This window comes from Mammaliicoccus sp. JADD-157 (assembly GCF_049310805.1).
Lineage (GTDB): Bacteria > Bacillota > Bacilli > Staphylococcales > Staphylococcaceae > Mammaliicoccus > Mammaliicoccus lentus.
On sequence record NZ_JBMOVZ010000002.1, the window covers coordinates 480321 to 496041 of the forward strand.

The following is a 15721-nucleotide window of genomic DNA, read 5'->3' on the forward strand; positions in this document are numbered from 1 at the left end:
TTATTCGTCCCCGTTTCGTTTTAGTTTATCGTCCGTTATTACGATTTCATCTATTCCGTCTATCTCATGTATACTTCCGTTATCTGCTATCACGTGTGTTGTTCCCGCTAAACAATACACACGGCGTTGCTCTCCGTTTTCATCGAAGAACATTACGCCGATAATACTACGATCTTGTTGAGTCGCCATACGTGTCGCCTCCTAATCGTAACTCCGTCCACTTAGACGCAGCAGTAGCGAAGTCTTTCGCCCAATACTCTTTCTGCTCGGTATTCTCTATTAAATATCCGATTCCTTCGTCGATGTTTACTGCTAACACGTAGTCAACGTCTCGCTTACTATAGCGTTCTCCATTTGACGATGTAGCTTTTACCACCAACGCGTCTTCACGATCGTTTCTGATACGAAGTGTTTTAACCTGTATCTTAAACGAGTTCTTTGTACCGTTCTCATGCGCCACTAAATCATACGGTTCGGCGACCAATGGAACATGGACGGAATATCCTTTTGCGATTAGTAGGGATTGGGCGATTAGCTCACTCGCCATCCCCTTCGCACTTGAAAAATTCGCCATTACGTAAGCCTCCTATTAGAAATTGTTCGTCGGATCGTCGTTGTTACCGTTATCTACTGGCGGCTCAATTCCGTAATCCTCTAAGTTATGTCCGATTGCGATTAAGTCTTTCTTCATTTCTTCGTCAGATTTTTCGAAGTATAGTCCTTCGAAGTTCTTCTTATCGAACTCTGACGGTGCATTAGCTGCGTTTTCAGCTTGCTTGTCTGTTTCTTCTCCCGGAAAGACTACGTCTAAAGCAACTTTCGTGTCTTTACCTTTGCCCGTTTTAGATAATTTGAAAATACGCTGATCTAATTTATCGGCATGTTTCATGATTGACTCGTATAACACTTGCGCTTGTGTAGCCGTTACATCAATAACCATTGGTTCGTTAGTGTCTAAGTCGAAAAATCCAAATGCGAATCTTGATTTACGAGCTACTGCGCCAGCTTGTTGATGGTCTGTGTCAAACTTCTTAGCTGATCGTTCGTATAACGCTTTAGACACTACGTCCCAACTTGTCGGATTTTCATAAACGAATTTGTCGCCATCTTTGTAAATTTTAGACGGGTTCTTTGCCGTAAATGTAGCAATTTTAGGGTTTTGGAAGTGCGAATAAGTTTTAGCCTCCATCACGTCTTCCGTACCAAGTACCTTTACAGTGTATTTTGAACCACTGTTGAATTTAGCGAATTTGTTATCAGCTGAATTGTCAGTAGTACCTCCGTTAAATCTTTTTAATGCGTCTGCTCCTAATGCGTAGTTACTCATAATAAAATTCCTCCTAGTTTTTATTTGCCAGTTTCGGAATAACCCAAACCGACTGCTGAACGCTTGTGCGCTCAATCGAATACACTATCGAAATAATGTAGCCGATTGAACGACCGACATTAAGTCGGACATTCATTACGCTATCTTAAACTTCTTTCTAATCTCGTCTGCTTGGCGCAGTTTATCGTTGATGATAGACACTTGAGTGGTTAATCCGTCAATCTTGCGCTGAATGATTGATTGCGTATCGGGATTAAAAACTTTTAACTTTCGAATTTCAGCCTCGTGCATTTCGATTAACAATCGTCGTTTCTCTGCTTTAAGCTGTCGTTCTTCTTTGCATAGCTCGCCTTTAACTACTCCGATAATACCTTCGAATAAATCACTATTAAGCACATCCGGTTTCCTTCTATACACCGTTAATATCGTGTAGTTATCTTCTGCTAGTACAATCGCTATGCCTTTCGAAAAATACACCGTTGATTTGTTAGTTCCGGGAGAAGTCTCTCGGCTATTCTCCAATAATTGAGTTAGTCGATTGAGTATGTGGTGCTTTTCTCCTTTACCGATTCGTTCTAAGTATCGATGGTAAGCGTGGTTAGTTAGGTTATATTTATCCGTCAATTAAAGCACCCACTTTCCTTATGTCTATGTAATCCATCGGATCTTCATCTTCCGTGAAAGTTCCGTTATACAAAGTTTCACTATACCTCTCGTCTATCAAAGACTCGAAGGTGTTAAATTCTTCCGTTTTACTCATTTTAGTACCTCCGTTATTATTTTCCGTTATTTTTCCGTTAATATTTATTCAAAATTCCGTTTATTTTGGTAATTTTTAATGAATTTTTCGTAACTTCATGCTATAATAAATATGTAGTTACTGCATATATCTGCAAGAAATAACAGACATATGTTTTAGTAACTTAAATAATCGTAAATAGAACCATGTTCATCAGCGTTGTAATTTCGAGATAATCTTGAAATACATCTTTGAACAGTTTTTCTATTTGACCCAACCATTTCTGCAACTTTAGTAAATGTTGGTTGGTCTAAACTTAACCATGTTTGAACGATTGCCGTCGTTCTTTCATCTGAACCGCGTAATAGTTTTCTGATCAATTGCCGTTGTTCAATTAACTTAGCGGTTCTGTCTTCATTAGAAGTATCAGCCGGAGTGTTGTCAAGAATGTTGCCGCACTCTTCACTTTCACTTATCGGCTCATGTAAATATACCGTGATATTTTTATCACTACCTGTAATGCTAGCTTTATAATTTCTCTTGGGATCGTGATATTTCAATACTTTATATTTTGCGCTACGTTTTTCAAAGCCAATCGCTGTGTTATCGAGTAGCACATCATGAGCGATGGTTTCGCATGCAACTCGATCGGTGACACCCTTGCTAGCTATGTAGCTCATAAGTTCTGATTTTAATTTATTTGTCATTATTATTACCTCCTATATACTAATACCTTAAATATTTTAAAACGGACACTTTTTCTTAAAAAACTTTTGCCGAAGTTATTTTTGGTTGTTTACTATCCGTTGCACATATACTAATATAAATGCTTATCATCTAATTGTAAAGCATTATTTTAAAATTATTTTAACCGGAGGTAGTAATATGACCGAAAAAAGTAGTAAACACAACGAATTAATGCGAAAAAGAATTTCAAATTTGATGGACGAGTACGACTTATCTAAACCCCAGTTGTCGAGAGATACTGGTATATCCGAAGGTGGTATAAAGTATATTCTAAATAAGGAATGTAATCCTACTGCTCATACTATTAGTATTCTATGCAACTACTTTGGAGTATCTACTGACTATTTATTCGGAAACACAGACAAGCGTAATTAATGACGGGAGATATTCCCGTCTTTTTTATTGCTTAATATCTCCAAACGTATGCTCCGTTGCCTCTACTGTATTCCATAATACATCCTTTACGTTATGTGATTCATCGACTTCATGATTTTCGAAATACTCGATCACGTTCTTCGTTGAATCATTCTCTGCCTTATCCACAAACTCTTCTAACGAATCCATAAAACCGTCTCTAGTTATTAATGACGCTGTATCAACGAACTCTTTTTCCGTTTCATTATTCGGCTTAGGCTCCTTTAATGCATCTACATATGGACGTAACTCGGCTACCGATTCTTTATATTCTAATAAATCGTCGTGATCCTCCGGATATTGTAGCTTATTGTCTTCTATCTTATACGATAGTTCTACAGCCGCTTTCTCAACAGACATTGTTTGCTCGGCTTTCTTCTCCGTATTACTTTCTTTTACTTCGGAATTATTATCCGAACCACATCCAGCTAAAAGTATGCTAGTTGCTAGACCTATCGATAGTAGTTTCTTATACATACGAACACTCCTTAAATTCTTAACGTTTTTATAATAGGCACTTCTTTAAATTCGGCGTACCTCAATTTAATTGTACCAATTTCGTTCGCATCTTTGTATTCTTTTCCGAAAGATTCTACTATTTTACTAATCGTTACTACCCTATTACGAAGTTTATTCTCTACTATACGATTAAATCGAGCGCCACTTTCATCGAAATCGCCTCCGAGTATTACTTCTTCGACACCGCTAGCGACAATTAGATCAGCTTGAAAATCGTTTAAACTTGCGCCTCCTACTGCTACTGCAAATATACCGGCTGATTGCCACGTCATCGCATCTATCTCCGCTTCACATACAACGATTCTTTTTATACCGCGATCTATGACGTGATTTAATCCGTACACTAATCGCTTAATCGGTGTTGCTCCACGTTCATACCAAAACGTCTTATCAGACTTCATACGGTATTTAATGTTCGCCACTTTACCGTTTGTATCTCGCCATATAATACCGACACTGTTTCCGTTATCAAATACCTCGTTCATCTCAATTACTTTCGGATGAATACCTCGACCTATTAAATAAGAATTATCTATCGACTTACCTTTATATCGACTACTAGGTACTTCGACATTACCTTGCCGTAAATGTAACGGCTGTACTTCTATCTTTATGCTTGTATCGACATACTCGTAATCATACTTCGATATTAAATAATCGACTGTCTCTTCGTATGTTTCATTCCTAAAGTACGATAGCAATTTAACGAGATTACCTTTAGCCCAGTAATCATCGCTTGCTCCGGAATCTCCCCAAGTTCCAGCGTATTCTCCATCGCCGACATTGATAAAGAATGACGGAGACGTGTCCTCCCTAAACGGAGAACTCGCCACTATCTTATCTCCCGATTGCTTAGCGTTTAATAACTCATACGGCTCAAGCTCTTCGGATAAATTCACGTCAATGTATCTACCGTCAACTTTTATCTGTGCCATAATATCCCTCCGCTATTAAAATTCATCGAACATGTTCTCGTCGATTGTTGCCTCACGAACGATTCCGACACTTGGAATATAAACGATTTCTTTCGTTGTTCCTTCGCCACCATTACGACCTTTATTGATTCCGATTATTCCGGCTTTCTGTTTATAATCGGTATCTAGTGTGATAAGTACGCTCGCGTCCTCAAGTAACGACTTGGTCTTTTTAACTTCACGTCGTTTAGGCAGTTTAAGCGCTCGTATTTCTTCCTTCTCTTGTTCCTTATCGTCTTCTTCTGCTTGTGTTATAGCGAACACTACAACTTCTTTCTGTCCGGCTAATCTACGTAATTTCTTACTCGTTTCAGCAGCATCGCCACCAGCCGTTTTACTTTTGTTCGTCTCATAATCTAAGTAATAGAACGGATCAATCACGACTACATCTGCATTAATTGCATCTATATCGGAGCTTATCTGTTTTAAACTACGATCGTAAAAGTCTTCGTCATCTACTGAACGGATAAATATATTACCTTCCATAGTAGAGTTTAATTCGTCTAACATTTGCATGAAGTCTTTTTCCATATCGTCTTCTAAAGCTCCATGTCTGATTAAGTCCGATCTATAACCACTATCGTACTCTTGTCTAGTTTCTGAATCGGTATAAATAGTTTTACCGTCCATAGCCGACATAAATGTGTACATTCGAGTTAGAACTTCATAAGCTGACATTTCAAGCGTCCATAATAGAACGTTTGCCCCTTGTCTAGCCAAGTGTACCGCGTCATACGTAGTAATCACTGACTTACCTCGTCCACTTCTCGCATAGAACACGTAAACACTTCCGCTTTCCCATCCTCCAACTTCATTGTTGATATAGTTGAATGAACTGTCCCATACTTTAACGGACTCTCCAGCTTTACGTTTTAGGTACTCGGTTTTGAACTTATTAACGTCATGTTTCATATTTGTACCGAACGTGTGTTCGTGTCTTGTTCTATTATTAATCATTTCCAGCTCATTTGTCAAGGATAATAAATATTCCGACATGTCATTTTTTCCACTGTCAAAACCTTCCTGTAAACCGTCAATGACCTCTTTGAACTCTAGCTGTGCTTTTCGGTTCTTAACCTCTCGCGCTAAATATTCGAACGGTTCGATTACACCCGGAACATACGTAAATATGTCTCCGAATTTATCAACGACAGTAGCATATGAAGGTACTTTTCCTTGATGATGTTCGGCATACTCATCGATAAATTTATATACCGCAATATCTCCACGCGATACGAATGAATTTTCGTCGATACCTTGCTTTCTTAATTCGCTAATTGACTCAACGTCTAATGCTTTGGATAAAATCATTGATCCGAAATTGTTCGCCATTATCTACGCCCCCTCTTACTCGTTCCATCGAACGGCATTGTAATACATTGATCTCGTACTCTATCGTATAACCTAGAATCGAATATCGTACTAAGCTCCGTCATAGGTACGTTACTTGTAAAAACTGTTGGTCTTGCGTTAGTAATACGTTTATTGATTATCGTATGTACATAACCTCGAAAAGCCTCCGTAGCTGATCTAACGCCTATATCATCTAATACGAGAAACTCTATCTCGGAGTATCGAATAATATCGTCTTTGATTTCTTCGAGTGCTTGTTCGTCTTTCGTCATAGTCGCAAGATTATACTTATTTTGCCATTCGGTTAAATCTAGGAACGCTGCTAACTCTTGCGGTATTTCAACTTTCTTTTTGACGTAATACATGAATCGTCTCTTTACATACTCGTTTATCAACGCAGCCGCAGTAGTCGTTTTGCCAGTACCGGGACTTTCCGATAATAGATATAAGTTCTTTATCGTTACATCGTCCATAGCAAACGATTTTACATACGTTTCTAAGCGTTCATAAATTACTGATTGATCCGCCTTAGCTGGCGAATTATCTAACGTGATGTTTCTGTATTCCGTAGGCAGTTCCGTCGTAGCATATCGCCTACTTACAGCTATGAATGGTGTACATGATGCCGTACACTGCGGTAAATTACCCGCTTGCTTACATACGCTTGCTAACGGGCAATTCATTTCGTTTGTTTGTTCCATTTCTTTACCTCCGTTATAGTATCTGTATAAACACGAATATTACCGTTTAATCACCGTTTATAATTCGTTTTAAATATTAAATTACGAACGATCTATCTCGTCTTGTACTTGCGCTCTTCTCATGTAATCTCGGTATACTCCGTACATGATTGTCGCGGCTATTATAAAAGCGATTATAAAGTTACGCACGCTTAAACGCCTCCTCTATCTTTTCGAAGTTGCCTCTACGGGACTTCAATATGTGCGCTAACGATTCTCCTAAGTTTTGACCGCTCTTTGCTACGCGCATTCCCAATTTCTCGAGGCTATTTTCGGGTACTCTTTCGAACTCTAGTCTTTCGATTGGATGTACTTTTGTTTCTCCGTTTATACGGTATTTCGGTTGGATGTATACCGGGTTAAGTTTCATTGTGTGTCCTCCAACTCTTTAACTATCCTCAATATTTCTTTATCGTTCTTCGCTTGCTCAATGTCATAAACTAACTGTCTATACTTTTGTCTGAATGGGTCTAGTTCATGAGTTGTTTCTATACCTTTCTTCTCATACAACCTCGATATACATTTGTTCATATCTGATTCAGCATCGTTTAATTCAGCTTGTTTCCTATGAACATTTTGAACATAGTACATAAAATCAAATATTTCCGATGCATCTGATATATGAATATCCGAACCATTATATCTTCTTATCAAAATTTTATCGCTCAAATTACACACTTTATAAACTTGGTTGCCAAATCTTAATTCGAAATCATTCATTGTGCGTCCTCCTCTAATTCCGTCGCCAACATCTCTAATAATTCTTCTGCTTTTCCTAACATAATTTGTTGTATTGTAGTTAATTCGCTTGTGTCAAAATAAGTTAAATCTGACATTACATTCGCTAAAATATCTGTATTTTCCATCCCTTATTCCTCCTCTAGTAATTCATATGTCTTATGGAATACATCTGGTTTACATGGATAAAACTCTCCCTTAACACCTTTAATAATGTAGTCTTCATAACTAGCTTTCATGTTTCCTTCCAACGTCCATATAATCAAGCAGTCTCCAAAAACCATTGGAGATTCATTGAGGATTATCTTACCGTTACTCCACTCTAATATCTTGTCTACATTTTCATTCGTGAATTGCATAACTTCAACTTCCACTGGTTTCTTTCTAGCTTTCATGAGTTATTCCCTCCTACCAATAAATACATATTTTTTCTAACGGGAAACCTTGCTCTGTTTGTACCTCATATCCAAATTCTCTGCCTATATTGGCTAATTGTTCAGTGGAATGTGGCGAATAAAAACCTCTAATAATTAGTCTCGACTTCCCTTTAGCGACTTTTTTCTGAATCTTCGGCTCAACCTTTTCTTCCCACATTTCTCGTAAATAGTTATCAGCAACTTCTCTTCGCACTTTCGCTAGTTCGCCTGTATTCTCGATCATTTACACACTCTCCTTTATCTTTCGTTTATTGGTGTTCGACTATAATCTACTAATAAATCGTATGTTTTAGCATCAACACCTAAACTCCTCATAGAGTACATTTCGTTAGTAAATACCCATGCGATCGGATGCCGTTGTCCTTCTCGAGTAATCTGTATTTTATGCTTGCGTCTAGTTACGTTTTTGTTCGACTGATTAACCTTATAGCCGATACTTTTAACTGCGTCTATAAATTCGTTAGTAGTCATTGTCCGTCCTCCATATACTCGTTTATTGCGTAATCTACGTGCCACTTAACCTCGTCCTCGTTATTCGATATTTCACGGACACTACTATCTACGTCAGCTAAATAGTTATCCCACGCTTTTGCTTTAGCGTATACTTCTCGCAGCTCTTCTACTGCTTTAGTTTCTCCGTTAGGATTGTAACCTTCTGTAATTAATCTAAGTTCAATTAAGTGTTTTATCCATCTTTCGTGTTCATATCCCACATCACTCACGCTCCTTGATATCCTCTTCTATACGATCCATTTCTTGCAAAACGCCTTCCCAAGTATCCATTTCTATTTCATTCTCGTAGTCCAACCCGCCCGTAACTGCATCAGCATTTTGATACTCTCTAATCTGTAATTTAAGAATACTGTTTAACCTTCTCCACATTCTTTGATATTCATTCATATTTTTCACGCTCCCTATAATATTTCTTCATACCTTTGACTACATCTTTTAGTACCGATAACATTTCTTTTTTAGTAAGAGTTTTAGTGTATTTTCCACACAATCTTGCTATATCACGTCTAAGCGTTATTTGCTCTATGTTTCTATTTCTTAAATGTTTTGGTAGCTTACCATAAGAATAAGTTCTTTTTTCTACTATCATTGCTTATCACGCTCCTTATCTACTCCGTGAAATTTAGCTACCTTTTCTATTACTTCATAAGGTCTTTCTTTTCCCCCTGTTTCTTGGTTAGCCCATGCCCATGAAACGAAATCGTCTGTCGTTTCTTTCTTAGCCACTCTATCTTTAAAGTTTTCCTGTATTTCAAAATGTTTTTCGTATAAACCCTCATCATGCAATTGATTTGCGAATTTTACTTTATCGTTCGTTCCATCTAATTCGTCCATCTCAGCTAACTCTACTTCTAATTCATCTATCAGCATATTTACTTCCGTTACCTGTCTATCACTCTCGTATGCCTCAAATTCAAGTAGTTCTCTGTAATCGTCTTGTTTATATCTCTTAAACTTTTTCCATATCTTTTCGTAATTTACCTCTGCCATAATCAATCGCCCTCCAATTCGCGGATCATACCTTCGATTTTTATATACTGTATGCTTGCCGGATTAACTTCTCGACGTTCCTTTACGTAATCATCTAATTTCGACCATCTATTCGATAGCTCTATGCGCTGCTCCAATTCGGCTTGCCAAAACTCGAAATATTCATCGGCTTGTAATCGAAGAGCATCATTCTCGAATTTTAATTCGCTGATTGCTTGTTCTTTCATCTTATTCACTCGACCTAATTCGTCATTGCATTGCACGTGCGCCCTTAATTCCTCTCGCAACTTCTCTACTTCTTTGATAAGAGAGTCACGTTGTTTAGTCATATCGTACAATTGACCTTCGAGCTTATAATTGTCATTACATTCTTTATCTAGTTTCTCACTTAGTTCGTCACGTTCACGTTTGTATTGGTTACGTTCTTTTCTAATATCTAAAGAATCACTTTTTAATTCTCCTAGTTCCATTCAGAATCACTCCTTTATATTCCAATTATCTTCAATATCGCACCAACTACAAACACTATTGACACTACGCATATTACTCCTAACAGATGGTAACCATCTCTAAAAAGATAAACAGCCAAACGTATTAACGAACCTATCAGTATCAATATTAAAAACCCTAATGTAGTGAGTATTAAAGTTCCGCCTATCATCTACTCCACCAACCCTTTCTCTTTAGTCCAAATTAAAGTATGCGTACCATCATCGTTATTTAAGTGTATTGTCTTGGTCATTGTACCGTCTGGATTAGTTGACAAAATATCTTTTATGCTTTTTCTCTCCATGCAGTAGCTCTATAACTGTTAATATCATCGCTGTATACTTCTACTGCTTTTTCTAACACTGTATCTTCCGTAATTTCTTCCTCGACTTCTACTGTGAAAGTGTCATGACTTCTTAACTCCCCATGAGAAGAAACTATCCTACCAAATTCAAATCTAATTCTTTTAGCATTTACTCGATTGTTAGCATAAAAAGAACCTGTTATATGATTATCCACAGCCCATGCTATAAACTGTGGTAAATTCATTTCTACTTTACGTTTTATTGTCGGCATATTGTTTCCTCCTTTAGTATCTTCTTCATCTTCTGCTAGGACGTAGTAGTCTTGTTTGCCAAAATAGTGATTGTATTCTTTCAATAAAGTTAATTCGTTATAATATGAATCTGAACTATCGCTCATATGATAGAATCCCGGGTAGGGTGCATATGCCAACGTAGTATAAAAATTCACGTCATTATCTTTCCACCTCAATACTCGTACTCTATCGCCTTCTTTGAATTTCATCACAATTCCTCCTTAAAATTTAATTCCGTTACCTACGTATTCATCGGTTACTTTACCGATAGTCAATATATCGTAATCATCAATCGGCATATCCCATAGATCCGTTAATTCTTCGGGATAGCAACTCGCAAGCTGTCCGACTCTATGTTCGGCATCACATTCGTTTAGTGCGTCAATATCTATCGTCTTACGTATCTTTATCGTTGTCTCTACTTCGATAATATACTCACTCAAAACTACACCTCCCGTTTAACGCTCTAATTACGCCTTATTTAAGGCGATAGTGTTTTAAGGGTAAATATATCACTCAAAATGCTATCGGCTTATTTAAGGGCTATTACGTGCGTATTCCGTGTATTTTAAGACAATAACCAGTCGTCTAAACTGTCGGACTGTATTTCTTCCGATGCTTGTTCAGTCGATTGTTGCTTACGAATATTTATCTGCGCTCTCTGTAAATCGCCTTGTCGATAAGTCCATACAAAGCCGAATGTTGGTGCTGGGTATTGTTCGGACGATTTATACTCCGAAAATGTTAAGTCGATAAATGCTTTAACCAATTCTTTATCGTGCGTACCTTCTTTCTTTTTAGTTCCGATAATACCTCCGATTAACCCACGTTCGAAATTCCATGAACGCATTGGTGCATATCCTAATCCGAATTTATCTTCCGTTAATTTATTCATATAGCCGAAAAAGTGATTAACGTTCCATTCGCTAACTTCGATTTCATCAAATTGTTTTGCCGCCATTTATAATTCCGTCCTTTCTTCTAGTACACCGTAGTTATAGTCATTACTATTACTTCGTTGTATCAGTTCCGTTTATATTCCGTTTAATGTAATACACCGTTATTCCTTTATTACTCCGATAATATCTTTTACTTAATCGATTATATTCATGCTATCGCATGGAGTGTTTTTCAAAGAAAAACTCTCCTACGTACGTTAGTACGTATGTACTGTATTAATAAGGTATTATTATTAATCGGTATTATTATTAATTATATATCAGATGTGATACATACCTAGTGTCAAAATAGATACATAGGCATATAACCAAATTGATACACTACACATTCAATAGCTTGTATTGATTAGATGTTTTGCCTCCGCCACTACTATCGAATCTGTGCGTTATTTCGATGTAACCTCTATCGACTAACACCTTCAAATGTTTGCCGAGTGTGTTGTTATTCATGCCGCACATCTTTGCGATAGTTGCTCTCGACGGCGCTCCTAGTTTGTATTGATCGTGACAACATACGGCTATTGACGCATATACGCCGATTGTAGCAGCCTTAATATGTTCGTCCTTAACTAACGATTTAGGCAACATCACAAAAGGCTTTCGTTCTTCCATCGCTTTACCTCCTTGTTATGCTTTCTAATAACTAATACCGTTAACATACTCTCGACGGACACTTTTTCGTAAATTAATTTTCGACAAATAAAAAAGACGACCGACAAACAGTGTCGAATCGCCTTTTACGGATAATAAATAAATTATCGTTATTAAATTTTATATATCGTTCCTAACGGATTATGTCGTTTATGATCGTTATATAGATCGTTACTAAATAATCGAACATACTCTCGAACCATCTCAAGCGTAGAATGTCCGAGTATATCTTGTAGTACGAAAATGTTACCGCCATTCTTAATGTACATTTTAGCAAATGTGTGTCGGAATGTATGCGGACTACACCTTACATCTTGGATATTCGCTTTTCTACCGTACATTGTAATACGGTCTTGTATTGAACGTCTAAGAAATCTCGAATCTAAACTCGAAATAAATAACGCCTCTGAATCGCTATAACCACGAACCTTCATATACTGACTTAACGCTTTCTTTAATTGCGAAGATACTGGAACATTTCGGTATGAACCGTTCTTACCATAAATCGAAATATAATTCTCGTTTAAAACTACATCGTCTACATTAATCGATTCTAGTTCTCGAATACGAATACCGGTATCTAGCAACGTTAATAAAATCACGTAGTCGCGAAACCCTGTAAACGTATTTAAGTCCGGTTGATGTAATAGTCGTTCTATCTGCTGAACACTAAACGTTTTAATAACCGTCTTCTTCGGTTTCCTTAACGTATAGTCATCGAAAGGATTATCTTTTTCTAAGCCTTCGCTAACTAAGAACGAACAATACGCTTTTAAGGCACGTAGACACGCCTGTGCGCTCGATAGTTTGTTGTCGAGTGTTATCGTATGGTATGTAACAAAGTCGTCTATATTACGCCTTAAAATAGCTCTACGAGGATTACTACCGTACATCTCATAATAACGGCGTTTATATAACGAAAGTTTCTGCTTGTAATACTTAATGGTATCTTCGGATAAATTACGTGACTGTCTGTCGGCGATAAATAATTTTACCGCATAGTCAAAAGAAGGATTATTCGATAGTTCGTCTTTCGGAGTATCTAAACGAACATTATCAGTAGGAATATTGATTATCGTACGTCTTTTCATATATGAATACCGCCCATCAACGCGTAGTATTTTAATCCTACGTAATCGACAATGGTATACGGTTGTAAATACGCGTCATATCAACAATTTGCTGACGTTGGCACATCAAAGGATTTTGAGTCCCGCGTGTCTGCCAATTCCACCACGCCGGCATAACTTTATCCTATAAAAAAATCTTCCCTATGGAAGAAATAATGGAGCGGAAGATAGGATTTGCACCTATATCTCATTCCGGGAAGGAATGTATTCTAAAAGTTGAAATACTCCCGCATTTTAATAATTAATCATTTAGGAAAAATGGAATTGGAGCGGAAGATAGGATTTACACCTATATCTCATTCCAGGAAGGAATGTATTCTAAGAGTTGAAATACTCCCGCAATATTTATTAATGGAGGCGGCAACCGGATTTGAACCGGTGAATAGAGGTTTTGCAGACCTCGGCCTTACCACTTGGCTATGCCGCCAAACAACTGGGCTAGCTGGATTCGAACCAGCGAGTGACGGAGTCAAAGTCCGTTGCCTTACCGCTTGGCTATAGCCCATTAATAAAAATAAGGGCGGCTGATGGGAATCGAACCCACGAATGTCGGAACCACAATCCGATGCGTTAACCACTTCGCCACAACCGCCATGGCAGGGGTAGTAGGAATCGAACCCACACCAAAGGTTTTGGAGACCTCTATTCTACCGTTGAACTATACCCCTATAAATAATAATGGTGGAGGGAGGCAGATTCGAACTGCCGAACCCGAAGGAGCGGATTTACAGTCCGCCGCGTTTAGCCACTTCGCTATCCCTCCGATAGATGGTGCCGGCCAGAGGACTTGAACCCCCAACCTACTGATTACAAGTCAGTTGCTCTACCAGTTGAGCTAGGCCGGCTTAAACTTTAAAAGATGGCTCAGGACGGAATCGAACCGCCGACACAAGGATTTTCAGTCCTTTGCTCTACCGACTGAGCTACTGAGCCATACATTAAATTATAAAAAATGGCGGTCCCGACGGGAATCGAACCCGCGATCTCCTGCGTGACAGGCAGGCATGTTAACCGCTACACCACGGGACCTAAAATAATAATTGCGGGAGGCGGATTTGAACCACCGACCTTCGGGTTATGAGCCCGACGAGCTACCGAACTGCTCCATCCCGCTTTAATAATAAATAATTAGTGTACAAATATAATGGCGGAGGAAGAGGGATTCGAACCCCCGCGAGCCGTTAAGCCCCTGTCGGTTTTCAAGACCGATCCCTTCAGCCGAACTTGGGTATTCCTCCACTATATAAGTATGGACCTTGCAGGACTCGAACCTGCGACCCAACGGTTATGAGCCGTTTGCTCTGACCAACTGAGCTAAAGGTCCAAAATCAAAATATGTATGACATATTTAATTTTAATGGCGGCAGAGGGGATCGAACCCCCGACCTCACGGGTATGAACCGTACGCTCTAGCCAGCTGAGCTACGCCGCCATAATGGTAATGTATTAATTTTAAATGGTGGAGACTAGCGGGATCGAACCGCTGACCTCCTGCGTGCAAAGCAGGCGCTCTCCCATCTGAGCTAAGCCCCCATTTAATATATAACTTTTAAAGAGTCGGGAAGACAGGATTCGAACCTGCGACCCCTTGGTCCCAAACCAAGTGCTCTACCAAGCTGAGCTACTTCCCGTAACCTTAACTGGTCATTACGCGCCCGAGAGGAGTCGAACCCCTAGCCTCTTGATCCGTAGTCAAACGCTCTATCCAATTGAGCTACGGGCGCATATTAAAATGGTGCCGAGGACCGGAATCGAACCGGTACGATAATCACTTATCGCAGGATTTTAAGTCCTGTGCGTCTGCCAGTTCCGCCACCCCGGCAAATAATGGAGCAGAAGACGGGATTCGAACCCGCGACCCCAACCTTGGCAAGGTTGTATTCTACCGCTGAACTACTTCTGCAAGATTAAATGCTTAATTTCTTTAAATAATGCGGGTGAAGGGAGTCGAACCCCCACGCCGTAAGGCGCTAGATCCTAAGTCTAGTGCGTCTGCCAATTCCGCCACACCCGCTAATGGTGAGCCATAGAGGATTCGAACCTCTGACCCTCTGATTAAAAGTCAGATGCTCTACCAACTGAGCTAATGGCTCTAAAACATGGTGCCGGCCAGAGGACTTGAACCCCCAACCTACTGATTACAAGTCAGTTGCTCTACCAATTGAGCTAGGCCGGCTAAATGGTGGAGAATGACGGGTTCGAACCGCCGACCCTCTGCTTGTAAGGCAGATGCTCTCCCAGCTGAGCTAATTCTCCATTTAATATATGTAATTTTTATATTTGCCCGGCAACGTCCTACTCTCGCGGAACGTAAGCCCAACTACCATCGGCGCTAAAGAGCTTAACTTCTGTGTTCGGCATGGGAACAGGTGTGACCTCTTTGCTATCGTCACCAGACAAATA

27 protein-coding genes, 22 tRNA genes and 1 rRNA gene are annotated in these 15721 nt (G+C 39.0%); 1 reads left to right on the plus strand and 49 read right to left on the minus strand.

Annotation, left to right across the window (positions count from 1 at the left end; translation table 11 throughout):
* The 6 genes from ACO6VN_RS08975 to ACO6VN_RS09000 form a co-directional block, all read right to left on the minus strand.
* Complete coding sequence (locus ACO6VN_RS08975; RefSeq protein ID WP_422404540.1) at positions 1-189, minus strand: hypothetical protein; 189 nt, start codon at positions 187-189, stop codon at positions 1-3.
* Positions 167-574: a group I intron-associated PD-(D/E)XK endonuclease gene (locus ACO6VN_RS08980; RefSeq protein ID WP_422404541.1), complete on the minus strand. Its 408-nt coding sequence runs from the start codon at positions 572-574 to the stop codon at positions 167-169. Before ACO6VN_RS08980 ends, ACO6VN_RS08975 begins: the two co-directional genes overlap by 23 nt.
* A gap of 15 nt (positions 575-589) precedes the next feature.
* A complete protein-coding gene (locus ACO6VN_RS08985) occupies positions 590-1327 on the minus strand; it encodes a hypothetical protein (protein ID WP_422404542.1) in 738 nt (245 codons plus the stop codon).
* Positions 1328-1462: 135 nt separating this feature from the next.
* On the minus strand, positions 1463-1804 hold the full coding sequence (locus ACO6VN_RS08990) for a hypothetical protein (RefSeq protein WP_422404543.1): 342 nt from the start codon (positions 1802-1804) through the stop codon (positions 1463-1465).
* 136 nt (positions 1805-1940) lie between these two features.
* Positions 1941-2087 carry a hypothetical protein gene (locus ACO6VN_RS08995; protein WP_422404544.1) on the minus strand — a complete coding sequence of 49 codons (147 nt, stop codon included), beginning with the start codon at positions 2085-2087 and terminating at the stop codon, positions 1941-1943.
* 155 nt (positions 2088-2242) lie between these two features.
* Positions 2243-2773, minus strand: coding sequence for a hypothetical protein (locus ACO6VN_RS09000; protein WP_422404545.1), 531 nt, complete (start codon positions 2771-2773; stop codon positions 2243-2245).
* A gap of 178 nt (positions 2774-2951) precedes the next feature.
* On the opposite strand from ACO6VN_RS09000, the gene ACO6VN_RS09005 reads away from it, so the two are divergent.
* Entirely contained in the window at positions 2952-3188 is a 237-nt protein-coding gene (locus ACO6VN_RS09005; RefSeq protein ID WP_422404546.1) for a helix-turn-helix domain-containing protein, read from the plus strand.
* 24 nt (positions 3189-3212) lie between these two features.
* On the opposite strand, the gene ACO6VN_RS09010 is transcribed toward ACO6VN_RS09005, so the two are convergent.
* The 43 genes from ACO6VN_RS09010 to rrf all read right to left on the minus strand — a co-directional run bounded on the left by ACO6VN_RS09010 (position 3213) and on the right by rrf (position 15715).
* On the minus strand, positions 3213-3704 hold the full coding sequence (locus tag ACO6VN_RS09010) for a hypothetical protein (protein WP_422404547.1): 492 nt from the start codon (positions 3702-3704) through the stop codon (positions 3213-3215).
* A gap of 11 nt (positions 3705-3715) precedes the next feature.
* Positions 3716-4681 (minus strand): toprim domain-containing protein, encoded by a 966-nt coding sequence (locus ACO6VN_RS09015; RefSeq protein WP_422404548.1) that lies wholly within the window; start codon positions 4679-4681, stop codon positions 3716-3718.
* Between the two features lie 15 nt (positions 4682-4696).
* Positions 4697-6052: a DnaB-like helicase C-terminal domain-containing protein gene (locus tag ACO6VN_RS09020; RefSeq protein WP_422404549.1), complete on the minus strand. Its 1356-nt coding sequence runs from the start codon at positions 6050-6052 to the stop codon at positions 4697-4699.
* The gene (locus ACO6VN_RS09025; RefSeq protein WP_422404550.1) at positions 6052-6774 is read right to left on the minus strand and encodes an ATP-binding protein; all 723 of its coding nucleotides are present in this window, start codon (positions 6772-6774) and stop codon (positions 6052-6054) included. Before ACO6VN_RS09025 ends, ACO6VN_RS09020 begins: the two co-directional genes overlap by 1 nt.
* 181 nt (positions 6775-6955) lie before the next feature.
* Positions 6956-7183 (minus strand): hypothetical protein, encoded by a 228-nt coding sequence (locus ACO6VN_RS09030; RefSeq protein WP_422404551.1) that lies wholly within the window; start codon positions 7181-7183, stop codon positions 6956-6958.
* On the minus strand, positions 7180-7533 hold the full coding sequence (locus tag ACO6VN_RS09035) for a hypothetical protein (RefSeq protein ID WP_422404552.1): 354 nt from the start codon (positions 7531-7533) through the stop codon (positions 7180-7182). Before ACO6VN_RS09035 ends, ACO6VN_RS09030 begins: the two co-directional genes overlap by 4 nt.
* Positions 7530-7679: a hypothetical protein gene (locus ACO6VN_RS09040; RefSeq protein WP_422404553.1), complete on the minus strand. Its 150-nt coding sequence runs from the start codon at positions 7677-7679 to the stop codon at positions 7530-7532. The genes ACO6VN_RS09035 and ACO6VN_RS09040 overlap by 4 nt, the downstream gene beginning before the upstream one ends.
* Positions 7680-7682: 3 nt before the next feature.
* Positions 7683-7946: a hypothetical protein gene (locus tag ACO6VN_RS09045; protein ID WP_422404554.1), complete on the minus strand. Its 264-nt coding sequence runs from the start codon at positions 7944-7946 to the stop codon at positions 7683-7685.
* 13 nt (positions 7947-7959) lie between these two features.
* Positions 7960-8211 carry a hypothetical protein gene (locus ACO6VN_RS09050; RefSeq protein WP_422404555.1) on the minus strand — a complete coding sequence of 84 codons (252 nt, stop codon included), beginning with the start codon at positions 8209-8211 and terminating at the stop codon, positions 7960-7962.
* A gap of 14 nt (positions 8212-8225) precedes the next feature.
* Entirely contained in the window at positions 8226-8459 is a 234-nt protein-coding gene (locus ACO6VN_RS09055) for a hypothetical protein (RefSeq protein ID WP_422404556.1), read from the minus strand.
* Positions 8456-8701 carry a hypothetical protein gene (locus tag ACO6VN_RS09060; protein ID WP_422404557.1) on the minus strand — a complete coding sequence of 82 codons (246 nt, stop codon included), beginning with the start codon at positions 8699-8701 and terminating at the stop codon, positions 8456-8458. The genes ACO6VN_RS09055 and ACO6VN_RS09060 overlap by 4 nt, the downstream gene beginning before the upstream one ends.
* A 1-nt stretch (position 8702) precedes the next feature.
* A complete protein-coding gene (locus tag ACO6VN_RS09065; protein ID WP_422404558.1) occupies positions 8703-8888 on the minus strand; it encodes a hypothetical protein in 186 nt (61 codons plus the stop codon).
* On the minus strand, positions 8881-9090 hold the full coding sequence (locus tag ACO6VN_RS09070) for a hypothetical protein (RefSeq protein WP_422404559.1): 210 nt from the start codon (positions 9088-9090) through the stop codon (positions 8881-8883). The genes ACO6VN_RS09065 and ACO6VN_RS09070 overlap by 8 nt, the downstream gene beginning before the upstream one ends.
* Positions 9087-9491 (minus strand): hypothetical protein, encoded by a 405-nt coding sequence (locus ACO6VN_RS09075; protein ID WP_422404560.1) that lies wholly within the window; start codon positions 9489-9491, stop codon positions 9087-9089. Before ACO6VN_RS09075 ends, ACO6VN_RS09070 begins: the two co-directional genes overlap by 4 nt.
* Before the next feature lie 2 nt (positions 9492-9493).
* Positions 9494-9961, minus strand: coding sequence for a hypothetical protein (locus ACO6VN_RS09080; protein WP_422404561.1), 468 nt, complete (start codon positions 9959-9961; stop codon positions 9494-9496).
* A 304-nt stretch (positions 9962-10265) separates the two neighbouring features.
* Positions 10266-10787 (minus strand): hypothetical protein, encoded by a 522-nt coding sequence (locus ACO6VN_RS09085; RefSeq protein WP_422404562.1) that lies wholly within the window; start codon positions 10785-10787, stop codon positions 10266-10268.
* A gap of 12 nt (positions 10788-10799) precedes the next feature.
* Entirely contained in the window at positions 10800-11021 is a 222-nt protein-coding gene (locus ACO6VN_RS09090; protein WP_422404563.1) for a hypothetical protein, read from the minus strand.
* 125 nt (positions 11022-11146) lie between these two features.
* Positions 11147-11539 (minus strand): hypothetical protein, encoded by a 393-nt coding sequence (locus ACO6VN_RS09095; RefSeq protein WP_422404564.1) that lies wholly within the window; start codon positions 11537-11539, stop codon positions 11147-11149.
* A gap of 319 nt (positions 11540-11858) precedes the next feature.
* Positions 11859-12149 carry a helix-turn-helix domain-containing protein gene (locus ACO6VN_RS09100; RefSeq protein ID WP_422404565.1) on the minus strand — a complete coding sequence of 97 codons (291 nt, stop codon included), beginning with the start codon at positions 12147-12149 and terminating at the stop codon, positions 11859-11861.
* Positions 12150-12301: 152 nt separating this feature from the next.
* Positions 12302-13279, minus strand: a complete 978-nt coding sequence (locus tag ACO6VN_RS09105; RefSeq protein WP_422404566.1) for a tyrosine-type recombinase/integrase — start codon at positions 13277-13279, stop codon at positions 12302-12304.
* A gap of 195 nt (positions 13280-13474) precedes the next feature.
* Positions 13475-13549, minus strand: a tRNA-Gly gene (locus tag ACO6VN_RS09110).
* A gap of 121 nt (positions 13550-13670) precedes the next feature.
* A tRNA-Cys gene (locus ACO6VN_RS09115) sits at positions 13671-13745 on the minus strand.
* Between the two features lie 6 nt (positions 13746-13751).
* Positions 13752-13823: transfer RNA gene (locus ACO6VN_RS09120), tRNA-Gln, on the minus strand.
* A 14-nt stretch (positions 13824-13837) separates the two neighbouring features.
* A tRNA-His gene (locus ACO6VN_RS09125) sits at positions 13838-13910 on the minus strand.
* A gap of 2 nt (positions 13911-13912) precedes the next feature.
* Positions 13913-13986, minus strand: a tRNA-Trp gene (locus ACO6VN_RS09130).
* Between the two features lie 11 nt (positions 13987-13997).
* A tRNA-Tyr gene (locus ACO6VN_RS09135) sits at positions 13998-14081 on the minus strand.
* Between the two features lie 6 nt (positions 14082-14087).
* Positions 14088-14163, minus strand: a tRNA-Thr gene (locus tag ACO6VN_RS09140).
* A gap of 15 nt (positions 14164-14178) precedes the next feature.
* A tRNA-Phe gene (locus ACO6VN_RS09145) sits at positions 14179-14251 on the minus strand.
* Between the two features lie 20 nt (positions 14252-14271).
* Positions 14272-14347 (minus strand) — tRNA-Asp (locus ACO6VN_RS09150).
* Between the two features lie 11 nt (positions 14348-14358).
* Positions 14359-14432: transfer RNA gene (locus ACO6VN_RS09155), tRNA-Met, on the minus strand.
* Between the two features lie 31 nt (positions 14433-14463).
* Positions 14464-14556, minus strand: a tRNA-Ser gene (locus ACO6VN_RS09160).
* A gap of 12 nt (positions 14557-14568) precedes the next feature.
* A tRNA-Ile gene (locus ACO6VN_RS09165) sits at positions 14569-14642 on the minus strand.
* 34 nt (positions 14643-14676) lie between these two features.
* Positions 14677-14750 (minus strand) — tRNA-Met (locus tag ACO6VN_RS09170).
* Positions 14751-14775: 25 nt separating this feature from the next.
* Positions 14776-14851 (minus strand) — tRNA-Ala (locus tag ACO6VN_RS09175).
* A gap of 24 nt (positions 14852-14875) precedes the next feature.
* Positions 14876-14949, minus strand: a tRNA-Pro gene (locus ACO6VN_RS09180).
* Positions 14950-14968: 19 nt separating this feature from the next.
* A tRNA-Arg gene (locus tag ACO6VN_RS09185) sits at positions 14969-15042 on the minus strand.
* A gap of 9 nt (positions 15043-15051) precedes the next feature.
* Positions 15052-15140, minus strand: a tRNA-Leu gene (locus ACO6VN_RS09190).
* A gap of 6 nt (positions 15141-15146) precedes the next feature.
* Positions 15147-15221, minus strand: a tRNA-Gly gene (locus ACO6VN_RS09195).
* A gap of 29 nt (positions 15222-15250) precedes the next feature.
* A tRNA-Leu gene (locus tag ACO6VN_RS09200) sits at positions 15251-15332 on the minus strand.
* Positions 15333-15335: 3 nt separating this feature from the next.
* A tRNA-Lys gene (locus ACO6VN_RS09205) sits at positions 15336-15411 on the minus strand.
* Between the two features lie 7 nt (positions 15412-15418).
* A tRNA-Thr gene (locus ACO6VN_RS09210) sits at positions 15419-15494 on the minus strand.
* Positions 15495-15498: 4 nt separating this feature from the next.
* Positions 15499-15574 (minus strand) — tRNA-Val (locus ACO6VN_RS09215).
* Positions 15575-15600: 26 nt separating this feature from the next.
* A 5S ribosomal RNA gene (gene rrf / locus ACO6VN_RS09220) occupies positions 15601-15715 on the minus strand.
* Positions 15716-15721: the final 6 nt, after the last annotated feature.